This is a genomic window from Mesorhizobium sp. WSM4906, from assembly GCF_029674625.1.
Classification (GTDB): domain Bacteria; phylum Pseudomonadota; class Alphaproteobacteria; order Rhizobiales; family Rhizobiaceae; genus Mesorhizobium.
Genome location: NZ_CP121355.1, coordinates 177,305 through 197,022, shown reverse-complemented (window position 1 = coordinate 197,022; position 19,718 = coordinate 177,305). Strand labels below are relative to the sequence as shown.

Genomic DNA, 19,718 nt, shown 5'->3' with positions numbered 1-19,718 from the left:
GGCCCACGGCGATGCCGCGGGCCTTCCTTGTCGAGATAGCAGGTTCGATCAGAACGAGCGCTGGAAGCGGACGATGCCGCCGACGCTGTTCTTCTTGTCGGCCTTGGTCCAGTTGACGGCCGAGGTGCCGTCGCCGAAGTGACCGTAGTGATCCCAGTCGACTTCGGTCGTGATCGTGAAGCCCGGAACGATGGTGTAAGCGATGTTGGCTGCGAGCGCGTAGTTCTTGTCGTCGTCAGCCGAGGCCTGCAGGTTGAACGAGGTCTTGTCGTTGAACTTGTAGGTGCCGCCGCCCCAGACGGCCCAGTTGCCGCCCCACGGCTTGTAGAAGCCGCGGCCATGAGCGTCGATGACGTTGCCGGCGTCGTCGGTGAGGTTGTCGTCCGTGCCGTAGCCGCCCATGATGAACAGCGACAGCTCCTTGGTGACATTGACGTCCAAGCGAACCTTGCCGGCCACTTCCTCGTAGTTGCTGTCATAGGCCACGACGCCGGTGACCGCGCCCCAGTCGCCTTTGTACTTCAAGCCGCCGACGACATGCGGAACATAGCTGTCGATCGTGCCGGATATGCCTGAACCGTCCGAGCCCTCTTCGAGCGAGATCACGCCCGAGAAGCCGCTGCCGGCGTCGAAGTAGTAGCTGACGACATTGGTATCTTTGATGCCGTACGGGATGATCGTGTCCTGGATGACGTTGCCGGCGTAGCCGATGAACTGATCGTAAGGCGTTTCGTCCTTACCGACGCGCAGGCCGCCGAGCTGGATCCAGGCGAAGCTCAGCTTAGGAGTAGACGTGGGGCCGCCATTCGAGAAGTCGAATTTTGTCTCGGTATAGGTCTTCAACGTGCCGAGCTCGGTCTCCTGGCCGGTCCAGGTCTTCAGCGTGAAGCGGGCGTTCTTCTTCCAAGAGTCCTGGGCGTCACCGTCCTCATGGTCGGTAGCCGTGCGGCCGTCGAAGGAGCCGACATCGCCAACGCCAGCGTCATAGCGGACGTAGCCGCCGATGCGCAGGCAGGTCTCGGTGCCGGGGATGTAGAAGTAACCCGCGCCATAGACGTCGCAGATCTTGACGTATTCGGCCGGTTCCGGCTCGGCGACGGTGACCGCGTCGGCGGCGCGGGCGCCCGAAACTGCGATCAGTGCCGCAGCGGAGCCGAGTAGAAGGCTCTTGATGTTCATTTTCTTGAATCTCCAGTCAAAGGTTCAAGACAGGCCTGACAAGCCATCCAGCTTTTGCCACCCCCGTCCCCATCGTTGAAAAAGCCGCGCACCGGCGCCGCTTCTTCGTCCTCGACATGACCTAATTGGCGGTCGCATACAACAGAGATTGTGGCTGGAAAACGGCTGTTTCGGCTCTTGGAAAAGTCTTGTTGCGCAAATATCACGTCACATATTTGTAAGAATGGCACATCTTGCACAAGATATACGTAAGGCACGAAAATCTAAGCTGGTAAACGTGCCAGATGTGCCGTTTGTTACATTTTTATGACAGAAAGATAACCCGCTAATGTTTCTGAAAGCGGCGCGTCAAAAACATAGGGGCCACGTTGGAAATCGCGGATCAGGACAAGCCGCGCGCGATGCGAACCACATCCTCGATCATGTCCTCGCGCAGCATTTCGATGGGGATGCGGCCGCCCAGCTCGGCGGACGGGCGAGTGAGCCAGAACCAGGCCAGCCTCGGATTGGTGATCGCCGCCAATACCTCGCCTATGCCCGGAGCCGGCCTGCCGTCGACGAATTGGGCGAGCGGGAAGACATGTTTGCGGCCGCCCTTGCGGAGCGCGACGACCTCGCCGCGCCTTTGCCAGCGATGCAGCGTCGAACGGGGTATGCGCAATCTCTCTTCCAGATAGGTCGACCCGGCAACCTCGCCGGCCCAATCTTCGATGAGCATCGACTGTATCTCGGAGGCTCGCTCGGCCAAAGGTCGGGAAGCAGGTTTGCCGGGCCCTGCCGTCGGGCTTTCGTCCACACTTTCGGCGCCTGCCTGGTCGGCGCGCGCGATCTTTTCCGCCGTCGCGCGGAAAAACTCGGACATCAGCTCGGTCCAGCCGCCTTTCGAGGAGGCGATCGCAAGCCGTTGCGCGTGCGGCAGGAAGGGAAGGGCGGCGGCAACCGCGCCAGCCATCGCGCTGGCGGAAACCAGGGCTTCGGCATCCAGCAGGACCCCACGCTGCATCAATGCCTGCTGCACGGCCTCGGCCACGAGGCCTGCCAAGGCTTCTTGCGAAATTCCTTCAGGCGGATTCTGAAATCTGGTCATGCATCTGTCTTGCGCGCCGCGCTCTCCCCCTAGCCGCGGCTGGTTTTTGAACGGCTACAACGGAAAGCGGCAATCGCAACGGCAACAGATGCAGCGACCGTAAAGGTTGCTGTCTTGCATTTTGACACCCCAACGCTGCGGGCGTCCCGAAATGTCAGTCGCGGCAACGCCCAGATTGCCAGTAGAAGCGCTCTGTGACAGCAGCGCGACAGACGCGGGAGCGTCGCTGTCGCTACAGCAGCCCGGCCTGTTCCGCCTCGCGGCGCAGATTCTGGCGTGGCCGCGGGCCGATCTGCTGGATCACCAGCCCGGCCGCCAGCGAGCCGAGATCGCCGCAATCCTGGAGACTGCGCCCGGTCGTGTAGCCGTAGAGGAAGCCGGCGGCATAGAGGTCGCCAGCGCCGGTCGTGTCGACCAGTTCCTTGATCTTCGTCGCCTCGATGGTCACGGTCTCGTCGCCGCGCACGATCACCGAACCCTTTTCCGAGCGGGTGACGGCGGCGATCTTGCAGTCCTTGCGTATCGCCGCCAGCGCGTCCTCGAACGAAGAGGTCTGGTAGAGCGACTTGATCTCGTGGCTGTTGGCGAAAACGATATCGACCGTGCCCGACCGCATCAGTTCGAGGAACTCGTCGCGGTAGCGGTCGACGCAGAAGGAATCCGACAGCGTCATCGACACTTCGCGCCCGGCCGCATGCGCCAGCCTCGCGGTCTGCCGGATCGCCTCCTTGGCGCGCGGCGGATCCCACAGATAACCCTCGAAATAGGTGACCTTGGCGCCCGCAGCCTTGTCGGCCTCGACGTCTTCCGGTCCGAGCTCGACGCAGGCGCCGAGATAGGTGTTCATCGAGCGCTCGCCGTCAGGCGTGACGAAGATCATCGAGCGCGCCGTCGGCGGCTCGCCCTTGAGCGGCTTGGTGTCGAAGGCCACGCCTTGGGCGTGGATATCGTGGGTGTAGATGTCGCCGAGCGCATCGTTCGACACCTTGCCGAAAAAGGCGGCGCGGCCGCCGAAGCTCGCCACCCCCGCCGCCGTGTTGCCGGCGCTGCCGCCCGAAGCCTCGATCGCCGGTCCCATGCGGGCATAGAGCAGCTCGGCGCGCCTGGTGTCGATGAGGTTCATCGCGCCCTTGATGATGCCGTTGGTTTCGAGAAAGGCCTCGTCGCACTGCGCGATGATGTCGACAATGGCATTGCCGATGCAAAGCACGTCATATTTCGGCATCAATGTCTCCGCCAACGACCCACCGGCTTTCTGCCCCACCGGCTTTCTGGCATGCCGGCCGGGCGCGGGTCTAGCGGCTTGCAGACACTTTGCCTACCCCGAAAATCGGCGTCGCTTTGCATCGTGCCGATCTTGGCCGCGATTGTTCGCCGGCTGCGGCAGCGTTCGCGTCGAACTGGCTCATAACAGTTGCGTGGCTCGCAGCTATGGTTTCACCGTCATCGAAACGGTTCCGCCGCGCCGTAAGCTAGAAGCGGATGGTTTCCGGCAACAGGCTGAAGGCGCGAACCACAAAATGTCCGAAAGACCGGGATGACCACCGAACTGGCGCTGCTGGCCGTGCTGGCGGTATTGTGGGGTGCCTCCTACACATTCATCAAGATCGGCGTCGAGACGATCCCGCCGGTGACCTTCATCGCCGGCCGCACGTTGATCGCGGGCGCCATTCTGCTTGGCCTCATCCGCTGGCGCGGCCTCGCCATGCCGCGGGACGCGGTGAACTGGCGCCGCTTCATGTTCCAGGCCTGCCTCAACAGCGTCATTCCTTTCACGCTGATCGCCGCTGCCGAACGCTCGATCGACGCCGGCCTTGCCACCATCCTCAACGCCACGTCGCCGATCTTCACCTTTCTGTTGACCGCGCTGATCACGCGTCACGAGCCGGTGACCCTGCGCAAGCTGGTCGGCGTCGGTGCCGGCATCGCCGGTATTTGCCTCATCGTCGGCACCGAGGCGCTTGGCGGTCTCGGCCATCAACTCTGGGCGCAGCTCGCCGTCATCGCGGCTACCGTCAGCTATGCGGGCGCCGCCATTTTCGGGCGCAATTTCAGGGGGCTCGACCCGATGCTGCCGGCCGCCGGCTCGATGATCTGCGGCGCCGCGATCCTGATTCCCTTGAGCCTCGTCTTCGACCGGCCCTGGGCATTGACGCCATCGACGGCGTCGATCCTGGCGCTCTTCGGGCTTTCGATCTTCTCGACCGCGCTCGCCTTCTCGATCTTCTTCCGGCTCATCCACACGCTGGGCTCGGTCGGCACCACCTCGCAGGCCTATCTGCGCGTGCCGATCGGCGTCGGCATCGGCGCCGTCTTTCTCGGCGAAAGCCTCGGGCCAACGGCCTGGCTTGGCATGGCCTTTGTTGTCGTCGGCGTCGCCGCCATGACCATTCCGGCTCGTCAGATCAGGCTTGCGCGGTAGTTGCGCTGGGCGACAACCCCGCCTATCTCGGCAACGTCGTTCCTCGATAAGGGCCTGGACCTGCCGTGATCCTAGACGCTGCCCGCGCCGCCGCCAGCCGGCTCTTCTCGCCCGAATTCCGCTCCGTCTTCCTGAAGACGCTCGGATTGACCTTGCTGGCCCTGGTGGCGCTGTGGTTCGGCATCGAGAGCCTGCTCGAGTGGCTGGCCTGGCCGTGGCTGCAGACATTTGTGCCCGGGCTGCCGGCCTGGGCCGGCTGGCTCGGCGCCATCATCGCCGGCATCGTCCTGGCGGCCGGGATGGCGCTGCTCATCGCGCCGGTGACGGCAATCATTGCCGGCCTGTTCCTCGACGATGTCGCCGAGGTGGTCGAGCGCACCGATTACCCGAGCGATCCGCCCGGCCGCCCCGTCCCGGCGCTGCACGCGCTGGTGCTGGCAGTCAAATTCTTCGGCGTCGTCATCATCGGCAACGTCGTCGCCCTGCTGCTGCTCCTGGTGCCGGGCATCAACATCGCCGCCTTCTTTATCGTCAACGGCTATCTGCTCGGGCGCGAGTTCTTCGAATTCGCCGCCATGCGCTTCCGCCCCGAGGCCGAGGCCAAGGTGCTGCGCCGCAAATATGCCGGCACGGTGTTCCTGGCTGGACTGGTGGTCGCCGTCTTCCTTGCCGTGCCGCTGCTCAACCTTTTGACGCCGCTCTTTGCCGCCGCCATGATGGTGCATCTGCACAAGGCTGTGTCCGCGCGCTAGCGCAATTCCAGGAAAAGTGTGTAACGGTTTTCCGTCCGGAATTGCGTAAAAAACAAAAAGTTAGAGCAGTTCAGCGTTTCCGTGAAACGATGAACTGCTCTAGCCGGTCTGACCTATTCGGCACCACCCTCGCGAAACAGTGTCTGCAGCTTGCCGAACGGCATGGCCGCGCGGGTAAAATCGAAAGTGCCCTCCTGCTGGATTTCGCGCGCCGCCGTTTCCAGCATGCCATAGGCGAAGTTCGTCAGCCACGGTCCAAGCGAGATACGTTTGACGCCGGCCATGGCAAGGTCGGCGACGGTGAAGCCGGGCCGCGCCATGATGTTGACCGGCTTGGTCACCGCCGAACACACTGTCCGCACCGTGTCGACGTCGCCCAGGCCCGGCGCATAGAGCACGTCCGCGCCCGCCTTCTCGAAGGCCTGCAGCCGCTTGATCGTGTCGTCGAGATCGGTCTTGCCCCACAGGAAGTTCTCGGCCCGCGCGGTGAAGACGAAATCGTGCTTGAGCGCCCGGGCGGCCTCGACGGCCGCGGCGACGCGTTCGACGGCATGCGAGAACTCATAGATCGGGTTGTCGGGGTCGCCGGTATGGTCCTCGATGGAGCAGCCGGCAAGGCCGGCTGCCTCGGCCGCGAAGATGGTTTCGGCCGCCTGCTCGGGGCTGTCGCCCTTGCCGCGTTCGAGGTCGGCCGAAACCGGCAGCTCGGTCGCCGCCGTCACCTCGCGGCAATGGTGGATCATGGCCTCGAACGTCACGGCGCCGTCAGGCAGGCCGCGCGAGAAGGCGAAACCGGCGCTGGTCGTGGCCAGCGCCTTGAAGCCGAAAGAGGTCAGAAGCTTCGTCGTGCCGACATCCCAGGGGTTGGGCATGACGAAAGTGGAGGCATGCAGATCGCGAAAAATCTTGCCCTTGTCCATGGCGGCTCCTCAATCATGAGAGGGGGTTGTAGGGGGAATTTATCGCGGCCCGCCGGCCCGGGCAAACGAATGCGGTCGGTTCAGAAGCGTTCGGCGTTCTCTGCTGCCAATTTCTCGAAGGCGTCTGAATCCTTCGCATAACGCGACTTGGCCTTGTCCCAACGATAGGTGACCGAGATGGCGCGCGAGGCGGCTTCGGGCGGTGGCTCCTCGCAGTTTTCGCCGCTCGGCACGGTGGCATCGGTCACCGTCGCCTTGATCGCCGCGTAGGGCTTTTCATCACCGGGCGTCTGGAAGGACAGGTCCTGCGTGCGCCTGTAGGCACAGACATTCTCGTCGAACGTGTCGATCTGATCGATCGGCTCGAAACGGTCGTCACGGATCCGGATCAGGATCGTGCTGACATAACCCTGGTTCGAATTGAAATGCGTGCTCATGGTGATGAGCGCGTCGTCGCCGGGGCCGAGCGCGAGCTTGCCGGGATCGCGAAAATAGCTGCTCTGGTCGGTTCCGACATTGACTGCGTCGAGCAGCCTCGGCTTGCCTGAAAGATCGTAGAGCGCCAGCACCGCAAATCCTTCGGCGCTGTCTTGCGCCTGCCCGAGGTCGAAAAGCATGGTCAGCCGCTCCCTGCCGCCGGCCTTGATGGAAAGAACGGCGGCGTTCGGCAGGTTGATGGTCTCGGGCGGCGAGCCGCCCTCGTCGCCGCCGAGGATATGGCGCATCTCGATCGGCGCGCTTCCCTTGAAGAAACCGTCATCGCCGGCGGCGAGATCGGGGACGATCATCCTGGCAAGGTCGAGATAGGTGACGTCCTGATGGCCGGGAATGGCGCTGTTCAGCTCCGGAAAGCTGACGGCTTGCGCGTCCGCCGCCATCCACAGGCACGGCAGCAGCATGCACGCAAGCACGAGACGGGATAATACGGAAGTCATGGAAAGCGCCCCTCGAAGGCGCTCACGCTAGAGCAATTCCAGGAAAAGTGTGAAGCGGTTTTCCGTCCGGAATTGCGTAAAAAGAAGCAATTCCAGGAAAAGTGTGTAACGGTTTTCCGTCCGGAATTGCGTAAAAAAGAAGCAATTCCAGGAAAAGTGTGAAGCGGTTTTCCGTCCGGAATTGCGTAAAAAGAAATAGCTGGAGCAAGCTCGGCGTTTCCGTGAAACGATGAGCTGCTCTGGCACGGAGTTTCGCGGCGCGCAGCTGGAACGCGATCAGGGAATTGGCACCAGTTCCGCCAGTTCGCGCATGTCGTCGAAGAGGATGCCGCCGGCCGCGGCCAGGCCGTCCGGGTCGGAGAATGGATCCGCATGATAGGAGAACACGCGCATGCCGGCGGCAATGCCGGCCTGCGTGCCGGCGACGCTGTCCTCGATGACGATGCAGTCGCCCGGCGCGAAGCCCATCGTCTTGGCGGCATGAAGGAACAGGTCGGGGAACGGCTTGCCGCGTCCGACCATGGTGGAGGAGAACATGGCGTGCTCGAACAGCGGCAAAAGTCCGGTCTGGCCGAGCGTGATATGCATCTTCGAGACCCGCGCCGATGAAGCCACGCAATAAGCGATGCCGGCGGCGCTTACCTTGTCGATGAAGTCGCGGACGTGAGGGATCGCCTCGACGCCGTGCGCGAACAGGTCCGGCAGGCCGGCATTCCAGCGCTCGACGAAGTCGACGCCGAGCCTGACCTCGGTCGCCGCTTCGATCTCCTTCTGCACCGAGACCATGCTGCGGCCGGAAAAGTGCTTGCGGCAATATTCGAATGTGGTTTGAAAGCCGGCCTCGGAAAGCCATTCCGCCAGACGTTTGTTGGCAAGGTTCTCGGTGTCGACCAGAACCCCGTCGCAGTCGAAGATGACCAGCTCTGGAAGGGGCCTGAACATCAGGCCGTGCCGGTCGACCCGAACCCGCCGGCTCCACGCGTCGTGCCGCCGGCGAGCGCGCGCTCCTCGCTGGCGACCTGCGTCACCGCGGCGAACACGATCTGGGCGATGCGCATGCCGCGCGTCACGGCGAAATCCTCGTCGCCAAGGTTGATCAGCAGCACCTTCACCTCGCCGCGATAGTCGCTGTCGATGGTGCCGGGCGTGTTTAGGACGGTCAGGCCATGCTTGAAGGCGAGACCGGAACGAGGCCGCACCTGGCCTTCCATGCCTTCAGGGATTTCCAGGATCAGCCCGGTCGGCACCAGCGCGCGTTTTCCCGGCAGGATGAGCAGCGGCCGGTCTTCAGGCACCGCGGCGCGCAGGTCCATGCCGGCCGCGCCCGTGCTTTCATAGGCAGGCAACGGCAGGCCTTCGCCGTGCGGAAGCCTGACGAAACCGACGGTGGGGCCGATGACGGAGGAAGGATAGACAGCGGTGCGCATGAGCCCATTCCTATCGTCGCGAATGGCGATTCGGTCAACTCGGCGGCAAGCCTATCAACGGCTTTCTTTGCACGCGGTTCCGCCGGTTTCAGCGCAGCTCCACCGGAACCACCGTCGTCTCCTTGATCTCCTCCATGACGAAGGAAGCCGACACATCCGACAGCGGCACCTTGGCGATCAGCCGCTGGTAGAGCCGGTCATAGGCTTTGACGTCGGCAACTCTGGCCCTCAGCACATAGTCGAGGTCGCCGGACATCCGGTAGACGCCGGTGATCTCGGCAAAGCCGGTCGCTGCCGCGCGGAACTTCTGCAGCCAGTCCGGGTCGTGGTTGGAGGTACGGATCAGGATGAACACCGAAAGGCCGAGCCCAAGCTTGTCGGCATCGACGAGCGCCACGCGCCCGGTGATGATGCCGTCCTCCTCCAGCCGCTTGACGCGACGCCAGCAGGCGTTGCGCGACAGCGCCACGCGCTCCGACAGCTGGTCGACGGAAAGCGTGCCGTCGCGCTGCAGCTCCGCCAGCAATCTTCGATCAATTGCATCGGGCTCAAAGGGCATCTTGGGATAAATGTCCCAAAAATGGCTTTAACACAAGGACAATTTGAGACCTGTGAACCTGCGACCCATGGCAGGCTGCTCGGCATCGGGGCTTATCCCGGCAGGAGGGATCACCATGATGACACGGCTCACAGCGCTCTTCACGTCACACCCGGCCAAGGTGGGCGAGACCTATTTCGGCCACATGGCCTTTGCCGCCTGGTTCTGTTCCCGCCTGTCGATGGCCGCAGGCGCCGCGTTCGTTCACGCTTTCTTGCCATTTCTGTTCGAAATTACCGCGAGCCGAATCGTTCGCGAGCTCTATGAGCGCACGCACAACAGAGGCGCGCATGCGGTGAAGGAGCCGGCGAGGACTCTCATGGACCGCGCCTGATAGATGGTGGAATGCGATGTGCCGGTGGGCGGCCTATCTCGGTGAAGCGGTCTTCCTGGAAGACATCATCACCGCGCCCTGCCACTCGCTGATTGTCCAAAGCCACTGCGCCCAGGAGGCGAAGTCGCCGACCAATGGCGACGGCTTCGGCCTTGCCTGGTATGGCGACCGGCTTGAGCCCGGCATTTATCGCGACATCCTGCCTGCCTGGTCCGATCCCAACCTGAAGAGCCTATGCCGGCAGATCAAGTCCGGCCTCTTCCTCGCCCATGTCCGTGCATCGACCGGCGGCGCCACCAGCCGCATGAATTGCCATCCCTTCGTCTCCGGGCGCTGGTCATTCATGCATAACGGCCAGATCGGCGGCTTTGAAAAGATCCGCCGCGCGCTGGAGAATTCGCTCTCCGACGAAGTCTTCGACCAGCGCGAAGGGACGACCGATTCCGAACTCTTTTTTCTCCTGATGATCGACGAGGGTCTGTCCAACGACCCGCAAGGCGCGGTGTCGCGCGCCACCAGCCGCGTGTTGGACGCCTCGCGCCGCGCCGGCATCGAGCCGTCCCTGAAACTGACCGCCGCTTTTTCCGACGGGCAGGCGCTCCACGCCGTGCGCTACGCCACCGACGGCCACGCGCCGACGCTCTATACCGGCGCCTTCGCCAGAGGAGCCGGCCGCTGCATCGTCTCGGAACCGTTCGACCGCGAAGGCGGCGAGTGGCAGGCGATCCCGCCGTCAAGCTTCGTCACCATGACAACGGACGGCACCAGCATCCGGCCGTTTGCGCCAGCCACGTCCCAATTGGCCCTGGCCGGCTGACTTCAGGCAAATGATCAGCGAAACATAAGCGCAGTGTAAGGACGCCAAACCGTCCTCCTGTCATCTGTGGCGCCCGACGAGCGGCGAATGGGTTCATCCGCGCGCTCGAAAAGCGCGTGAACAGAAGGATGACAGGACAATGTGCAGATGGGCCGCCTATCTTGGCGACGCGATCTTCCTGGAAGACGTCATCGCCGCACCGCCGCATTCTTTGATCGTTCAGAGCCATGGTGCGAGGGAAGCGAAATCGCCGACCAATGCCGATGGCTTTGGCGTGGCCTGGTATGGCGACCGGCCGGAGCCCGGCCTTTACCGCGACATCCTGCCGGCCTGGTCGGATCCCAATCTGAAGAGCCTTGGCAGCCAGATAAAATCCGGGCTGTTCCTGGCTCACGTGCGCGCCTCGACCGGCGGCGCCACCAGCCGCATGAACTGCCATCCCTTCGTCTCCGGCCCCTGGTCGTTCATGCACAACGGCCAGATCGGCGGCTTCGAGAAGATTCGCCGTGCCTTGGAGCATTCGCTTTCCGATGCGTTGTTCGACCAGCTCGAAGGGACCACCGATTCCGAATTGTTCTTCCGGCTGATGCTGGGCGAGGGGCTCTCGAACGATCCTTATGGCGCGGTGTCGCGTGCTGCCGCTCATGTGCTGGAGGCTTCGCGCCGCGCCGGCATCGAGCCGTCGCTGAAACTGACCGCTGCCTTCAGTAACGGAAGGGCGCTTCACGCCGTCCGCTACGCCACCGACGATCATGCCCCGACGCTCTACACCGCTGCCTTCGCCAAGCGTACGGGCCGCTGCATCGTGTCCGAACCTTTCGACCGCGATGGCCGTACCTGGCACGAGATCCCGCAATCGACCTTTGTCACCATGACCAGGGACAGCACCAGCATCAGGCCTTTTGCGCCTGCGGCTTCCCGGTTCGCGCTGGCGGGCTGAAACGACTGGCGCGAGCGCAATTTCGATCAAGCGTCTCGATCCTCTGGATGCTGAACTCGGCTTGAAGCCACATCGAAGTCCGCCATGTTTGATGGCGGCGCGCAGCAGCCGGAGCACTGGTCATGGACCTCGCTTTCTCGCCCGTCACCGAACTCGCGGCGATGATCGCCGAGCGCAAAATCTCGGCAGTCGAGGCGCTCGATGCGCACCTCGCTCAAGTCGATCGGCACAACGAGGCAGTCAACGCCGTCGTCATCCTCGACCGCGACGAGGCCCGTGAGCGCGCCAGGCAGGCCGATGCGGCACTGGCGCACGGCGACACGCACGGCCCGCTGCATGGCGTGCCGTTCACCTTGAAGGACACGCACGAGACGGCGGGCATGAGGACCACCGCCGGCTTCCCGCCCTTTGCCGATTATGTGCCGGGGAGCGACAGTCCCGTCGTCGCCCGGTTGAAAGCCGCCGGCGGCGTGCTCACGGCCAAAACCAATGTCGCCACCATGCTGAGCGACTGGCAATCGGACAATCCGCTCTTCGGCCGCACCAGCAACCCTTGGGATCCGTCGCGCACGGCGGGCGGCTCCAGCGGCGGTGCTGCTGCAGCCGTCGCTGCGGGCATGACGCCCTTCGAGATCGGCACCGACATGCAGGATTCCATCCGCCTACCGGCCGCCTTTTGCGGCGTCTATGGCCTGAAGCCGACAGAGCACCGCGTTTCGCTGGAGGGTGCCTTTCCCGATCCGGGCGGCGTTTCGCGCAGCGTCCGCTTGATGTCCTGTGCTGGGCCGATTGCTCGCAATCTTGAGGACCTGGCGCTGATCTATCGGATCATTGCTGGACCTGACGGAGCCGACACCGATCTGGCGCCGGTGCCGGTTGATCCGGTGCCGAGGCTCGAGCTGAAATCGCTGCGCATAGCCTTCGCCAGCACCTTCCCCGGCCTTCCGGTGGCGGCGGAGATCGGCGCCACGGTCGAAAGACTGGCTGCCGCGCTGGCGTCCGCCGGTGCACGCGTCGAGGAAGCAAGTCTGCCGAAGCTCGAACTGCACGACGATCTCGCCGAGGGCGGCAAGCTGATCGGCATGATGCTGGAGGCCGCTCAGCCGGAACCGCCGGCTGAGCCGACCCCGGTATCGAGTTGGTTCGTGGCGCTTGCCCGTCGCGGCCGGTCGATCCTTGCCTGGGAACGCTTTTTCGAAAGCTGCGACGCCTTGCTCTGCCCGGCCGCGATGACCACGGCCTTTGCGCACTGCAAGCCAGGCAGCCCGCTCGAGGTCGACGGCAAGGACGAGAGCTACTGGATGCTGCCGGCCTATGGCGCGGTCTTCAACTATTCAGGCCACCCGGCGCTCGCATTCCCCTGCGGACAGGACGGCGATGGCTTGCCCATCGGTCTGCAGCTCCTCGGCAAGCGCTGGTCGGAAGCGCGGCTGCTCGGCGTCGCCGCAGCGATCGCGCCGTTGGCTGGTGGGTTTCGCCGGCCGCCGGGCTACTGAGCGAAACGCGACAGTGCATAGGGCGCGAGCAGCGCATCGCGCTCGCCGTCGAGGATTTCGCGGGCTGCAAACAGGCCGACCGCCGGCGCCAGCGTGATGCCGGAATGGGTGACGGCGATGTAGATGCCGCCGACGCCGTCGGCGCGGCTGACGATCGGAAAGCCGTCGGCCGGGGTGGGGCGGTAGCCGACAGTGTGGAAATCGAGCTCCAGCCCGTCAGCGCTGCGCAGCATGGCTTTCGTCGCTTCGAAAAGCTCGCGCGCGGTGGCTTCCGGATCCTCACCCGGATCGCCGCCGCCGAAATCCGAGCCGGCGACGATGCGTCCCTCGGCCGTCTGGCGCATATGCAGCGTCTCGGCCAGCACCAGCCCGTTGAGCAATTTCTTGTAGGGGCGCGAATGGACGATCAGGCCCGGCGGCGTCTCGATCGGCAGCTTTATGCCGGCCGTTGCTGCAATGGCCGGCGCGCCGGCGCCTGCGGCGACCACCACTTCGTCGGCGGTGATGGTTTCACCCGAAACGACGACGCCGGTGACTTTGCTGCCGGACAGCGCCAGCGTTTGGACGGTCCCCGTGACGATCCGGGCGCCGCGCCGCTCGGTATCCGCCAGTAGTGCCTTTGTGGCCGCCATCGGCTCGGCCACGCCTTCCTCGGCAACGTAGAGGGCGAAATCGGGAAGCTCAGCCAGATTGGGCTCGATGCGCGCCGCCTGGTCGCGGCCGACCCGCTCGATGCCGTAGCCCCAGGACGAATGCTCGGCCGCAAAGGCTTCGAGCCTGTCCACCGGCAGGTCCCAGCACAGGCCGCCGCACCAGGCGAGCGGAATAGCCGGCACATCTCCCGCCAGCCGCGTCCACTCGGCCATGGCGCGGGTGCGCAGGCGGAAATAGGTCTCGGGGTTGCCCCAGCTTGCATTGATCCAGGCGAAGGAATTCGGCGTTGCCACACCGCCCGCGCCACTTGTCGAAACGACCGTTACTCGCGCTCCTGCCTTTGTCAGATGCCACGCAACCGATGCGCCGATGATGCCGGCGCCGATGACGATGACTTGTTTTGCGCTGTTCATGCTGGACCTTCGGGGGAGATTTTCCCCGTCATGCCACCACGCTGGCCGGACCTCAAGCGCGAAGCGCCTACGCGCTGCCCGCGGCCACCTTCTGCGCCCCGGAAAGCAGGTCCTTGAGCTCTTCGCAGCGCCGCATGAGCCGTGAGGAGTCGACCTTCCTCGCAACCGCCAACGCGGTGCCGAGCTCCAGCTCGGCGCCGGTGCGATCGCCAAGCTGAATGAGCAGCGCCGCGAGCGAAAGCCTGGCGTCGGCGACATTGATCGGCGAGCCGATTTCGCTCCAGCGCGAGCATGCGGTCTGCAGTTCCCGAACGGCCTCGGCGAGGCGTTCTTCCTGTATGAAAAGCTCTGCCTTGGCCTCGGCGGTCAGCGCCCGGACGGAGGCCATCGGCCAGCGCTGCGGCTGGGTCTCCAGCTCGGCTATGACCTCCTTTGCGCGCTCCGGTCGGCCGATCCGCGCTGCCACTTTTGCCAGAGTGGCGAGCACGAGGCCGCGTCGCTGCAGAGTCGGCCAGCCGTTCCCGACCAGAGACCGCTCCAGCGCGCTGAAGGCGGCCTCCGCGTGCCCCTGCTCGAGCTGCAGCAGCGCAAGGCCGGGCTGCGGGTCCCAGCCCGCGGCATGGGACGCGCGATAGGCGATCTCCGCCTCGGCAAAATCGCCGGCCGCGAGATGAATGTCACCCAGGACGCGCAGCGCGTCACCTGTCGCCCAAGGCGCATCGAGCGCAAGCTGGTCGAGCGCAGCGCGTACCAGTGCCTCGGCCTCCTTCAACGTGCCGTGGACGCCGAGCACCTCGGCGCGATGCAGCCGGCATGAGCCCGACAGGTCTTCCAGCCCGTGTCCCTTGCACCAGCCTTCGTAGCCAAGCGTCCATTGGTTGGCCCTCGACCAGTCGCCGAAATTCCGGCAGGCCCACAGAATGTTGCAGTAGAGGATGCCACCGACGATCGGATCCACGTCGCTGGAAAGACCGAGCGCGGCGGCAAGATCCTGATCTTCCTGGCCGGATTTGGTTTCACCGAGGCAGAGCTTGAAGAAGCCGCGATAGATCAGCCCGAGCGACTCCACGACCGGGTCCTCGAGCTGTCTGCCGACCTCGAACGCCTGATCGGCGAGTGCAAGCGCCTGCTCGGGCTCGGCTTCCGCACCCATGATCCGCGCGCCCATCCAGCACCACAGTCCGTGCTCCCTGCTATCGGCCGAGGTATTAATCAGCTGTGCGGCGCGCTTGTGCCAGCCCTTGGCGACCGCGAGTTCACCTCTTTCCAGATGGATTTTGGCGAGGCTGATTGCCGGGGACGCGGCACGCAGCCGCTCGCCAGCGACGCCGTATTCCGTCACCGCCCGCGCCAGGAGTGGTATGGCTTCGGCCGGCCGCCCCATGCATTCCAGCGCCAATGCCCACTCTTCGAGATCGGCCGTCAGCAACTCGTCGGCAGCATCCGCCTTGGCGAAGGAAGCAGCGGCGTCCTGCCATTTTCTGGCTGCGACGGCCGTGCGTGCCGCCAGGATTGGTGAGCCGGGACGCGATGGCTTGCTGCCGGTATCGGCCGGCCCATTTTCCGAAACAGGCGGCTGATCGAGGCAAATGCGGTAGCCGAAGCGGGGCAGGTTGCGCAGCGCCGCCTCCATGCCGCCCTGCCGAAGGATGCCGCGCGCAAGGCTTGCCACGCGCTGCAACGAAGCCTCGGTCACCGTCACGCCCGGCCACAGCGTTTCAAGCAACTCGTCCTTGCTCATGGCCCGGTCCTGGTGCCGTAGCAGAACGGCAAGGAAATCGAAGACCAGGGGCTGTACCTCGATCTCGCGCCCGGCGAGACGAAGGGCGCGGGAGTCCTCGTTAAGCTCGAAGTCGCCGAAGCAATAAATTCCCATCGGCTGTAATCCCTGTAAACGGCAATAGGCAAAGGATCAGAACAAGATAAGAGCGGCATAAGGACTGTTGGCCGCCTCTCCCGTAATTCTCCACCTGCCTGGCGAGCCAAGTGAAAGTTTACCTCAGCCGCCCCGGCGATGTCACCGGCGCTGACCTGGTCGAGCGTCGGGAGGCATTTGAACCTCAGATCAAGGAGATTGCGACATGCAGAAATACATCATCGAACGGGAAATTCCCAAGGTAGGCACCTTCGAGCGCGAGCAGCTTCGCGACGCGTCCAAGGCTTCGAACGCCGTTCTTGCCGAGCTTGGCCCGGACATCCAGTGGGTCGAATCCTTCGTGGCGGACGACAAGACGTTCTGCGTCTACCTCGCCAAGGACGAGGCCATTATCCAGCGCCACGCCAAGATGAGCGGCTTCCCGGCGACCAAGATCACGCAGATCAAGCGCATGTTCGATCCAACGACGGCATATGCCGCCTGACAGGGAGGAATGGATCGTGAAGCGCTTTGCAGAAATTATCTTCGCTGTGGGCGCCTCCGCGCTCTTCTGCGGTTCCGCAGTCGCCCATGACGCACCAGACCCGGCGGTCAACCGGTCACGGGAGATGGCGTCCAAGTACTTCAACATCGAGGTCGCCAAGGCGGACGGCTATCAGCAGCTCTTCGAGTGCACGACGCATGACGAGCACGGCACGATGGGCGTCCACTTCATCCATCCCGGTCGCGCCGGCGACGGCAAGCTGATGCTCGGCGAGCCGGACGTGCTGACCTACGAGCCTCAGGCTGATGGCTCGATGCAGCTCGTCGGGATGGAGTACATCGTCTTCGAAAAGGACTGGAAGGGAAAAGGCGTTCCCGAATTCCTCGGCCGCACCCTCCAGCGCAAGACGACGGTGGGTGTCCACCCGGTGGACCCGTACTACGAGCTCCATGTCTGGCACTGGCGGCACAATCCGGCCGGCATGTTCGCCGACTGGAACCCGTATGTGAGCTGCGGACACGAGCGGTCCTGATCTGCTGACTCGGGCCTCGGGAGGGCCATCGCCGGTCCTCCCAGCTTCCGTCGTTCAACTGAAGGAGATACGACATGACCATCCTTGGGCAGGAGCTCACGGCTAACCGCTCGGCATTTGGGCGCGTCTTCGCCGCGATCGTCGAAATCTGTCATTCCGGCCGACGTGTTCTCGCGCCTGTCCTGCGCATCCGCAGGGATCGCGCGCGGCTCGACGAATTGCCGGACTACCTGCTACGCGACATCGGCATCGAGCGGGCGGAGATACGGTCGGTTACCAGATTGGGCCGCAAGGAAGGCGGTAGCGGGCGGATATGAAATGATGCGGGGTTCCCGCTGTGGCCTTCTGATCGCTGCTCGGGTCGAGCCGATCTGCCCAAAACCGTCGACAGGGCGGGAAAGCGCTGCTAGAAGCCCGCGCCACAGACAGGATTCCATCAGATTGGCAGAAGACATCGAACAGGCGGTATCGCGCCGCCGCACTTTCGCGATCATCGCCCACCCCGACGCCGGCAAGACCACGCTCACCGAAAAGCTGCTGCTGTTCGGCGGCGCCATCCAGCTTGCCGGCGAGGTCAAGGCCAAGAAGGACCGCATCCAGACCCGGTCCGACTGGATGAAGATCGAGCGCGAGCGCGGCATCTCGGTCGTCACCTCGGTGATGACCTTCGAGTATGGCGACAACGTCTTTAATCTGCTCGACACACCCGGCCATGAGGATTTCGCCGACGACACCTACCGCACGCTGTCGGCGGTGGACTCGGCGGTCATGGTCATCGACGCCGCCAAGGGCATCGAGCCGCGCACGCTGAAGCTGTTCGAGGTCTGCCGGCTGCGCGACATCCCGATCATCACCTTCGTCAACAAGATGGATCGCGAGAGCCGCGACCCGTTCGAGATACTCGACGAGATCGAGCAGAAGCTGGCGCTGGACACCGCACCCGTCACCTGGCCGATCGGCCGCGGCAAGACCTTTTGCGGCACCTACCACCTGGCGCAGAACGCCGTGCGCCGGAGCGATGACGAGAAGGAGCGCACGCCGGTCCACGGTCCGGATTCCAACCGTGTCGCCGGACTGCTGCCCGAAAACGAGCGCAACGACTTCATCGAGGAGCTGGAGCTCGCGCGGGAAGCTTGCCGACCGCTCGACGTCGATGCATTCCGCGAAGGCCATCTGACGCCGGTCTATTTCGGCTCGGCGCTGCGCAATTTCGGCGTGCGCGATCTCATCGAGGCGCTCGGCGCCTTCGGGCCGCCGCCGCGCGCGCAGGAAGCCGATGAACGAACGGTCGAGGCGACCGAGGAGAAGATGACCTCCTTCGTCTTCAAGATCCAGGCCAACATGGACCCCAACCACCGCGACCGCATCGCCTTTGTCCGTGTCTGCTCGGGCAAGCTCGAGCGCGGCATGAAGGCTAGGCTCGTACGCACCGGCAAGCCGATGAGCCTGTCGGCGCCGCAATTCTTCTTCGCCCGCACCCGCGTCACCGCCGACGAGGCCTTCGCCGGCGACGTCGTCGGCATCCCCAATCACGGCACGCTGCGCATCGGCGACACCCTCACCGAGGGCGAGGAGATCCTGTTCCGCGGCGTGCCGAACTTCGCGCCGGAAATCCTGCGCAGGGTGCGCCTCGGCGACGCCATGAAGGCCAAGAAGCTGAAGGAAGCACTGCACCAGATGGCCGAGGAAGGCGTCGTGCAGCTTTTCTCGCCGGAGGACGGCTCGCCCGCGATCGTCGGCGTCGTCGGCGCGCTGCAGCTCGACGTGCTCAAGGAGCGGCTCAACATCGAATACACGCTGCCCGTCGATTTCGAGATGTCGCGCTTTTCCGTCTGCCGCTGGATCTCGGCCGACGACAAGGCGGACGTGCAGCGCTTCATCGAAGCGCATCGCGGCGACATCGCCCGCGACCTCGACAACGATCCGGTGTTCCTCGCCCAGCACGCCTTCTCGCTGAACTACGAGGCTGAGCGCTGGAAAGCGATCCGCTTCACCGCGGTCAAGGATTATCAGGTCCGCGACAAGGCGGCGTAGCGCTGTTTTCCCTTCCCCCTTGTGGGGGAAGGTGGCCTCGCGAAGCGAGGTCGGATGAGGGGTGTTCCAGGGAAAGCCAACGTCTCACTCCGCTGGAACACCCCTCATCCGTCTCGGCGCTGCGCGCCGATCCACCTTCTCCCACAAGGGGAGAAGGGGAAAGTCGCGCTCACCCCTTCGCCGCCGCCTCCAGCTTGTCGATCTCGATCTTGCCCATCTGCATCATCGCCGACATCACGCGGCCGGCCTTCGCCTGGTCGGGGTCCTGAAGCAGGCGCGGCAGCTGCTCCGGCACGACCTGCCAGGACACGCCGAACTTGTCCTTCAGCCAGCCGCAGGGGCCGGGCTGGCCGCCGCCTTCGGTGAGCCTCGTCCAGAAATGATCGACCTCGTCCTGCGTCTTGCAGTCGATCGACAGCGAGATCGCTTCGGTGAACTTGTATTGCGGCCCGCCGTTCAGTGCCTGGAAGGTCACGCCGTCGAGCTCGAACGAGGCGACCAGCACCTGGCCCTCCTGGGGATGGCCCTTGGGCCAGCGCGTGACGCTCAGCACCTTCGAATTCTCGAAGATGGAGAGGTAATGGTTCATGGCCTCCTCGGCCTGGCCGTCGAACCACAGGAAGGTGGTGATCTTCTGCATGTCTTGCTCCTCGGGCTTGTTCAGGTTGGGCGGCGATTTGGTGCCGTCTGCCGCAAGGACGGATCGGGAAAGTGCGATCCGACAGCGATTTTCAAATTTCCTGAAGAATCGTGGCGCAGCGCAAAACTGTGGCAAGGCCGGACCTTGGTCGCTATAACCGGCGCCGACTAAGATACAG

The 19,718-nt window shown here is 64.2% G+C and carries 21 protein-coding genes; 10 read left to right on the top strand and 11 right to left on the bottom strand.

Going from position 1 to position 19,718, the window contains the following annotated elements; translation table 11 throughout:
* Positions 1–48 precede the first annotated feature (48 nt).
* The 3 genes from QAZ22_RS00925 to QAZ22_RS00915 form a co-directional block, all read right to left on the bottom strand.
* Entirely contained in the window at positions 49–1,179 is a 1,131-nt protein-coding gene (locus tag QAZ22_RS00925; RefSeq protein ID WP_278205079.1) for a porin, read from the bottom strand.
* Between the two features lie 382 nt (positions 1,180–1,561).
* Positions 1,562–2,266, bottom strand: coding sequence for an antitoxin Xre/MbcA/ParS toxin-binding domain-containing protein (locus QAZ22_RS00920; protein WP_278205078.1), 705 nt, complete (start codon positions 2,264–2,266; stop codon positions 1,562–1,564).
* A 232-nt stretch (positions 2,267–2,498) separates the two neighbouring features.
* The gene (locus tag QAZ22_RS00915; protein ID WP_278205077.1) at positions 2,499–3,491 is read right to left on the bottom strand and encodes an adenosine kinase; all 993 of its coding nucleotides are present in this window, start codon (positions 3,489–3,491) and stop codon (positions 2,499–2,501) included.
* Between the two features lie 312 nt (positions 3,492–3,803).
* Between QAZ22_RS00915 and QAZ22_RS00910 the strand changes: the two genes are divergently transcribed.
* Together QAZ22_RS00910 and QAZ22_RS00905 are read left to right on the top strand one after the other, a co-directional pair.
* Positions 3,804–4,688: an EamA family transporter gene (locus QAZ22_RS00910; RefSeq protein WP_278205076.1), complete on the top strand. Its 885-nt coding sequence runs from the start codon at positions 3,804–3,806 to the stop codon at positions 4,686–4,688.
* A 65-nt stretch (positions 4,689–4,753) separates the two neighbouring features.
* On the top strand, positions 4,754–5,440 hold the full coding sequence (locus QAZ22_RS00905; RefSeq protein WP_278205075.1) for a sulfate transporter family protein: 687 nt from the start codon (positions 4,754–4,756) through the stop codon (positions 5,438–5,440).
* Between the two features lie 113 nt (positions 5,441–5,553).
* Here QAZ22_RS00905 and QAZ22_RS00900 read toward each other — a convergent pair whose 3' ends face one another.
* The 5 genes from QAZ22_RS00900 to QAZ22_RS00880 form a co-directional block, all read right to left on the bottom strand.
* Positions 5,554–6,360 carry an oxaloacetate decarboxylase gene (locus tag QAZ22_RS00900; protein WP_278205074.1) on the bottom strand — a complete coding sequence of 269 codons (807 nt, stop codon included), beginning with the start codon at positions 6,358–6,360 and terminating at the stop codon, positions 5,554–5,556.
* An 80-nt stretch (positions 6,361–6,440) separates the two neighbouring features.
* Positions 6,441–7,295, bottom strand: a complete 855-nt coding sequence (locus tag QAZ22_RS00895) for a hypothetical protein (RefSeq protein ID WP_278205073.1) — start codon at positions 7,293–7,295, stop codon at positions 6,441–6,443.
* Between the two features lie 276 nt (positions 7,296–7,571).
* On the bottom strand, positions 7,572–8,237 hold the full coding sequence (locus tag QAZ22_RS00890) for an HAD family phosphatase (protein ID WP_278205072.1): 666 nt from the start codon (positions 8,235–8,237) through the stop codon (positions 7,572–7,574).
* Positions 8,237–8,722, bottom strand: a complete 486-nt coding sequence (dut, locus tag QAZ22_RS00885) for a dUTP diphosphatase (RefSeq protein WP_278205070.1) — start codon at positions 8,720–8,722, stop codon at positions 8,237–8,239. The genes QAZ22_RS00890 and dut overlap by 1 nt, the downstream gene beginning before the upstream one ends.
* A gap of 88 nt (positions 8,723–8,810) precedes the next feature.
* Complete coding sequence (locus QAZ22_RS00880) at positions 8,811–9,281, bottom strand: Lrp/AsnC family transcriptional regulator (RefSeq protein ID WP_278205069.1); 471 nt, start codon at positions 9,279–9,281, stop codon at positions 8,811–8,813.
* A gap of 115 nt (positions 9,282–9,396) precedes the next feature.
* On the opposite strand from QAZ22_RS00880, the gene QAZ22_RS00875 reads away from it, so the two are divergent.
* The 4 genes from QAZ22_RS00875 to QAZ22_RS00860 all read left to right on the top strand — a co-directional run bounded on the left by QAZ22_RS00875 (position 9,397) and on the right by QAZ22_RS00860 (position 12,907).
* The gene (locus QAZ22_RS00875; RefSeq protein WP_278205068.1) at positions 9,397–9,654 is read left to right on the top strand and encodes a DUF6356 family protein; all 258 of its coding nucleotides are present in this window, start codon (positions 9,397–9,399) and stop codon (positions 9,652–9,654) included.
* 16 nt (positions 9,655–9,670) lie between these two features.
* Positions 9,671–10,471 (top strand): class II glutamine amidotransferase, encoded by an 801-nt coding sequence (locus QAZ22_RS00870; protein ID WP_278205067.1) that lies wholly within the window; start codon positions 9,671–9,673, stop codon positions 10,469–10,471.
* 139 nt (positions 10,472–10,610) lie between these two features.
* The gene (locus tag QAZ22_RS00865) at positions 10,611–11,411 is read left to right on the top strand and encodes a class II glutamine amidotransferase (RefSeq protein ID WP_278205065.1); all 801 of its coding nucleotides are present in this window, start codon (positions 10,611–10,613) and stop codon (positions 11,409–11,411) included.
* Positions 11,412–11,533: 122 nt separating this feature from the next.
* Positions 11,534–12,907, top strand: coding sequence for an amidase (locus QAZ22_RS00860; protein WP_278205064.1), 1,374 nt, complete (start codon positions 11,534–11,536; stop codon positions 12,905–12,907).
* Here QAZ22_RS00860 and QAZ22_RS00855 read toward each other — a convergent pair.
* Positions 12,901–13,974, bottom strand: a complete 1,074-nt coding sequence (locus QAZ22_RS00855; protein WP_278205062.1) for an FAD-binding oxidoreductase — start codon at positions 13,972–13,974, stop codon at positions 12,901–12,903. The two genes, QAZ22_RS00860 and QAZ22_RS00855, sit on opposite strands and share 7 nt — an antisense overlap.
* A gap of 67 nt (positions 13,975–14,041) precedes the next feature.
* Entirely contained in the window at positions 14,042–15,607 is a 1,566-nt protein-coding gene (locus tag QAZ22_RS00850) for a hypothetical protein (RefSeq protein WP_278205061.1), read from the bottom strand.
* Between the two features lie 448 nt (positions 15,608–16,055).
* Between QAZ22_RS00850 and QAZ22_RS00845 the strand changes: the two genes are divergently transcribed.
* The 4 genes from QAZ22_RS00845 to QAZ22_RS00830 all read left to right on the top strand — a co-directional run bounded on the left by QAZ22_RS00845 (position 16,056) and on the right by QAZ22_RS00830 (position 18,900).
* Positions 16,056–16,334, top strand: coding sequence for a DUF4242 domain-containing protein (locus QAZ22_RS00845; RefSeq protein ID WP_278205059.1), 279 nt, complete (start codon positions 16,056–16,058; stop codon positions 16,332–16,334).
* 16 nt (positions 16,335–16,350) lie between these two features.
* Positions 16,351–16,866 carry a hypothetical protein gene (locus tag QAZ22_RS00840; protein WP_278205058.1) on the top strand — a complete coding sequence of 172 codons (516 nt, stop codon included), beginning with the start codon at positions 16,351–16,353 and terminating at the stop codon, positions 16,864–16,866.
* Between the two features lie 74 nt (positions 16,867–16,940).
* Entirely contained in the window at positions 16,941–17,183 is a 243-nt protein-coding gene (locus tag QAZ22_RS00835) for a DUF1127 domain-containing protein (RefSeq protein ID WP_278205057.1), read from the top strand.
* 124 nt (positions 17,184–17,307) lie between these two features.
* Entirely contained in the window at positions 17,308–18,900 is a 1,593-nt protein-coding gene (locus QAZ22_RS00830) for a peptide chain release factor 3 (RefSeq protein ID WP_278205056.1), read from the top strand.
* A 169-nt stretch (positions 18,901–19,069) separates the two neighbouring features.
* Here the strand turns inward: QAZ22_RS00830 and QAZ22_RS00825 are convergent, their stop codons facing one another.
* On the bottom strand, positions 19,070–19,540 hold the full coding sequence (locus tag QAZ22_RS00825) for a VOC family protein (RefSeq protein ID WP_278205055.1): 471 nt from the start codon (positions 19,538–19,540) through the stop codon (positions 19,070–19,072).
* Positions 19,541–19,718: the final 178 nt, after the last annotated feature.

Coding starts and splice junctions, on each gene's coding strand:
- QAZ22_RS00925 (WP_278205079.1), bottom strand. CDS start 1,179: ATGAACATCAAGAGCCTTCTACTCGGCTCCGCTGCGGCACTGATCGCA.
- QAZ22_RS00920 (WP_278205078.1), bottom strand. CDS start 2,266: ATGACCAGATTTCAGAATCCGCCTGAAGGAATTTCGCAAGAAGCCTTG.
- QAZ22_RS00915 (WP_278205077.1), bottom strand. CDS start 3,491: ATGCCGAAATATGACGTGCTTTGCATCGGCAATGCCATTGTCGACATC.
- QAZ22_RS00910 (WP_278205076.1), top strand. CDS start 3,804: ATGACCACCGAACTGGCGCTGCTGGCCGTGCTGGCGGTATTGTGGGGT.
- QAZ22_RS00900 (WP_278205074.1), bottom strand. CDS start 6,360: ATGGACAAGGGCAAGATTTTTCGCGATCTGCATGCCTCCACTTTCGTC.
- QAZ22_RS00895 (WP_278205073.1), bottom strand. CDS start 7,295: ATGACTTCCGTATTATCCCGTCTCGTGCTTGCGTGCATGCTGCTGCCG.
- QAZ22_RS00890 (WP_278205072.1), bottom strand. CDS start 8,237: ATGTTCAGGCCCCTTCCAGAGCTGGTCATCTTCGACTGCGACGGGGTT.
- dut (WP_278205070.1), bottom strand. CDS start 8,722: ATGCGCACCGCTGTCTATCCTTCCTCCGTCATCGGCCCCACCGTCGGT.
- QAZ22_RS00880 (WP_278205069.1), bottom strand. CDS start 9,281: ATGCCCTTTGAGCCCGATGCAATTGATCGAAGATTGCTGGCGGAGCTG.
- QAZ22_RS00875 (WP_278205068.1), top strand. CDS start 9,397: ATGATGACACGGCTCACAGCGCTCTTCACGTCACACCCGGCCAAGGTG.
- QAZ22_RS00870 (WP_278205067.1), top strand. CDS start 9,671: ATGTGCCGGTGGGCGGCCTATCTCGGTGAAGCGGTCTTCCTGGAAGAC.
- QAZ22_RS00865 (WP_278205065.1), top strand. CDS start 10,611: ATGTGCAGATGGGCCGCCTATCTTGGCGACGCGATCTTCCTGGAAGAC.
- QAZ22_RS00860 (WP_278205064.1), top strand. CDS start 11,534: ATGGACCTCGCTTTCTCGCCCGTCACCGAACTCGCGGCGATGATCGCC.
- QAZ22_RS00855 (WP_278205062.1), bottom strand. CDS start 13,974: ATGAACAGCGCAAAACAAGTCATCGTCATCGGCGCCGGCATCATCGGC.
- QAZ22_RS00850 (WP_278205061.1), bottom strand. CDS start 15,607: ATGGAGGCGGCGCTGCGCAACCTGCCCCGCTTCGGCTACCGCATTTGC.
- QAZ22_RS00845 (WP_278205059.1), top strand. CDS start 16,056: ATGCAGAAATACATCATCGAACGGGAAATTCCCAAGGTAGGCACCTTC.
- QAZ22_RS00835 (WP_278205057.1), top strand. CDS start 16,941: ATGACCATCCTTGGGCAGGAGCTCACGGCTAACCGCTCGGCATTTGGG.
- QAZ22_RS00825 (WP_278205055.1), bottom strand. CDS start 19,540: ATGCAGAAGATCACCACCTTCCTGTGGTTCGACGGCCAGGCCGAGGAG.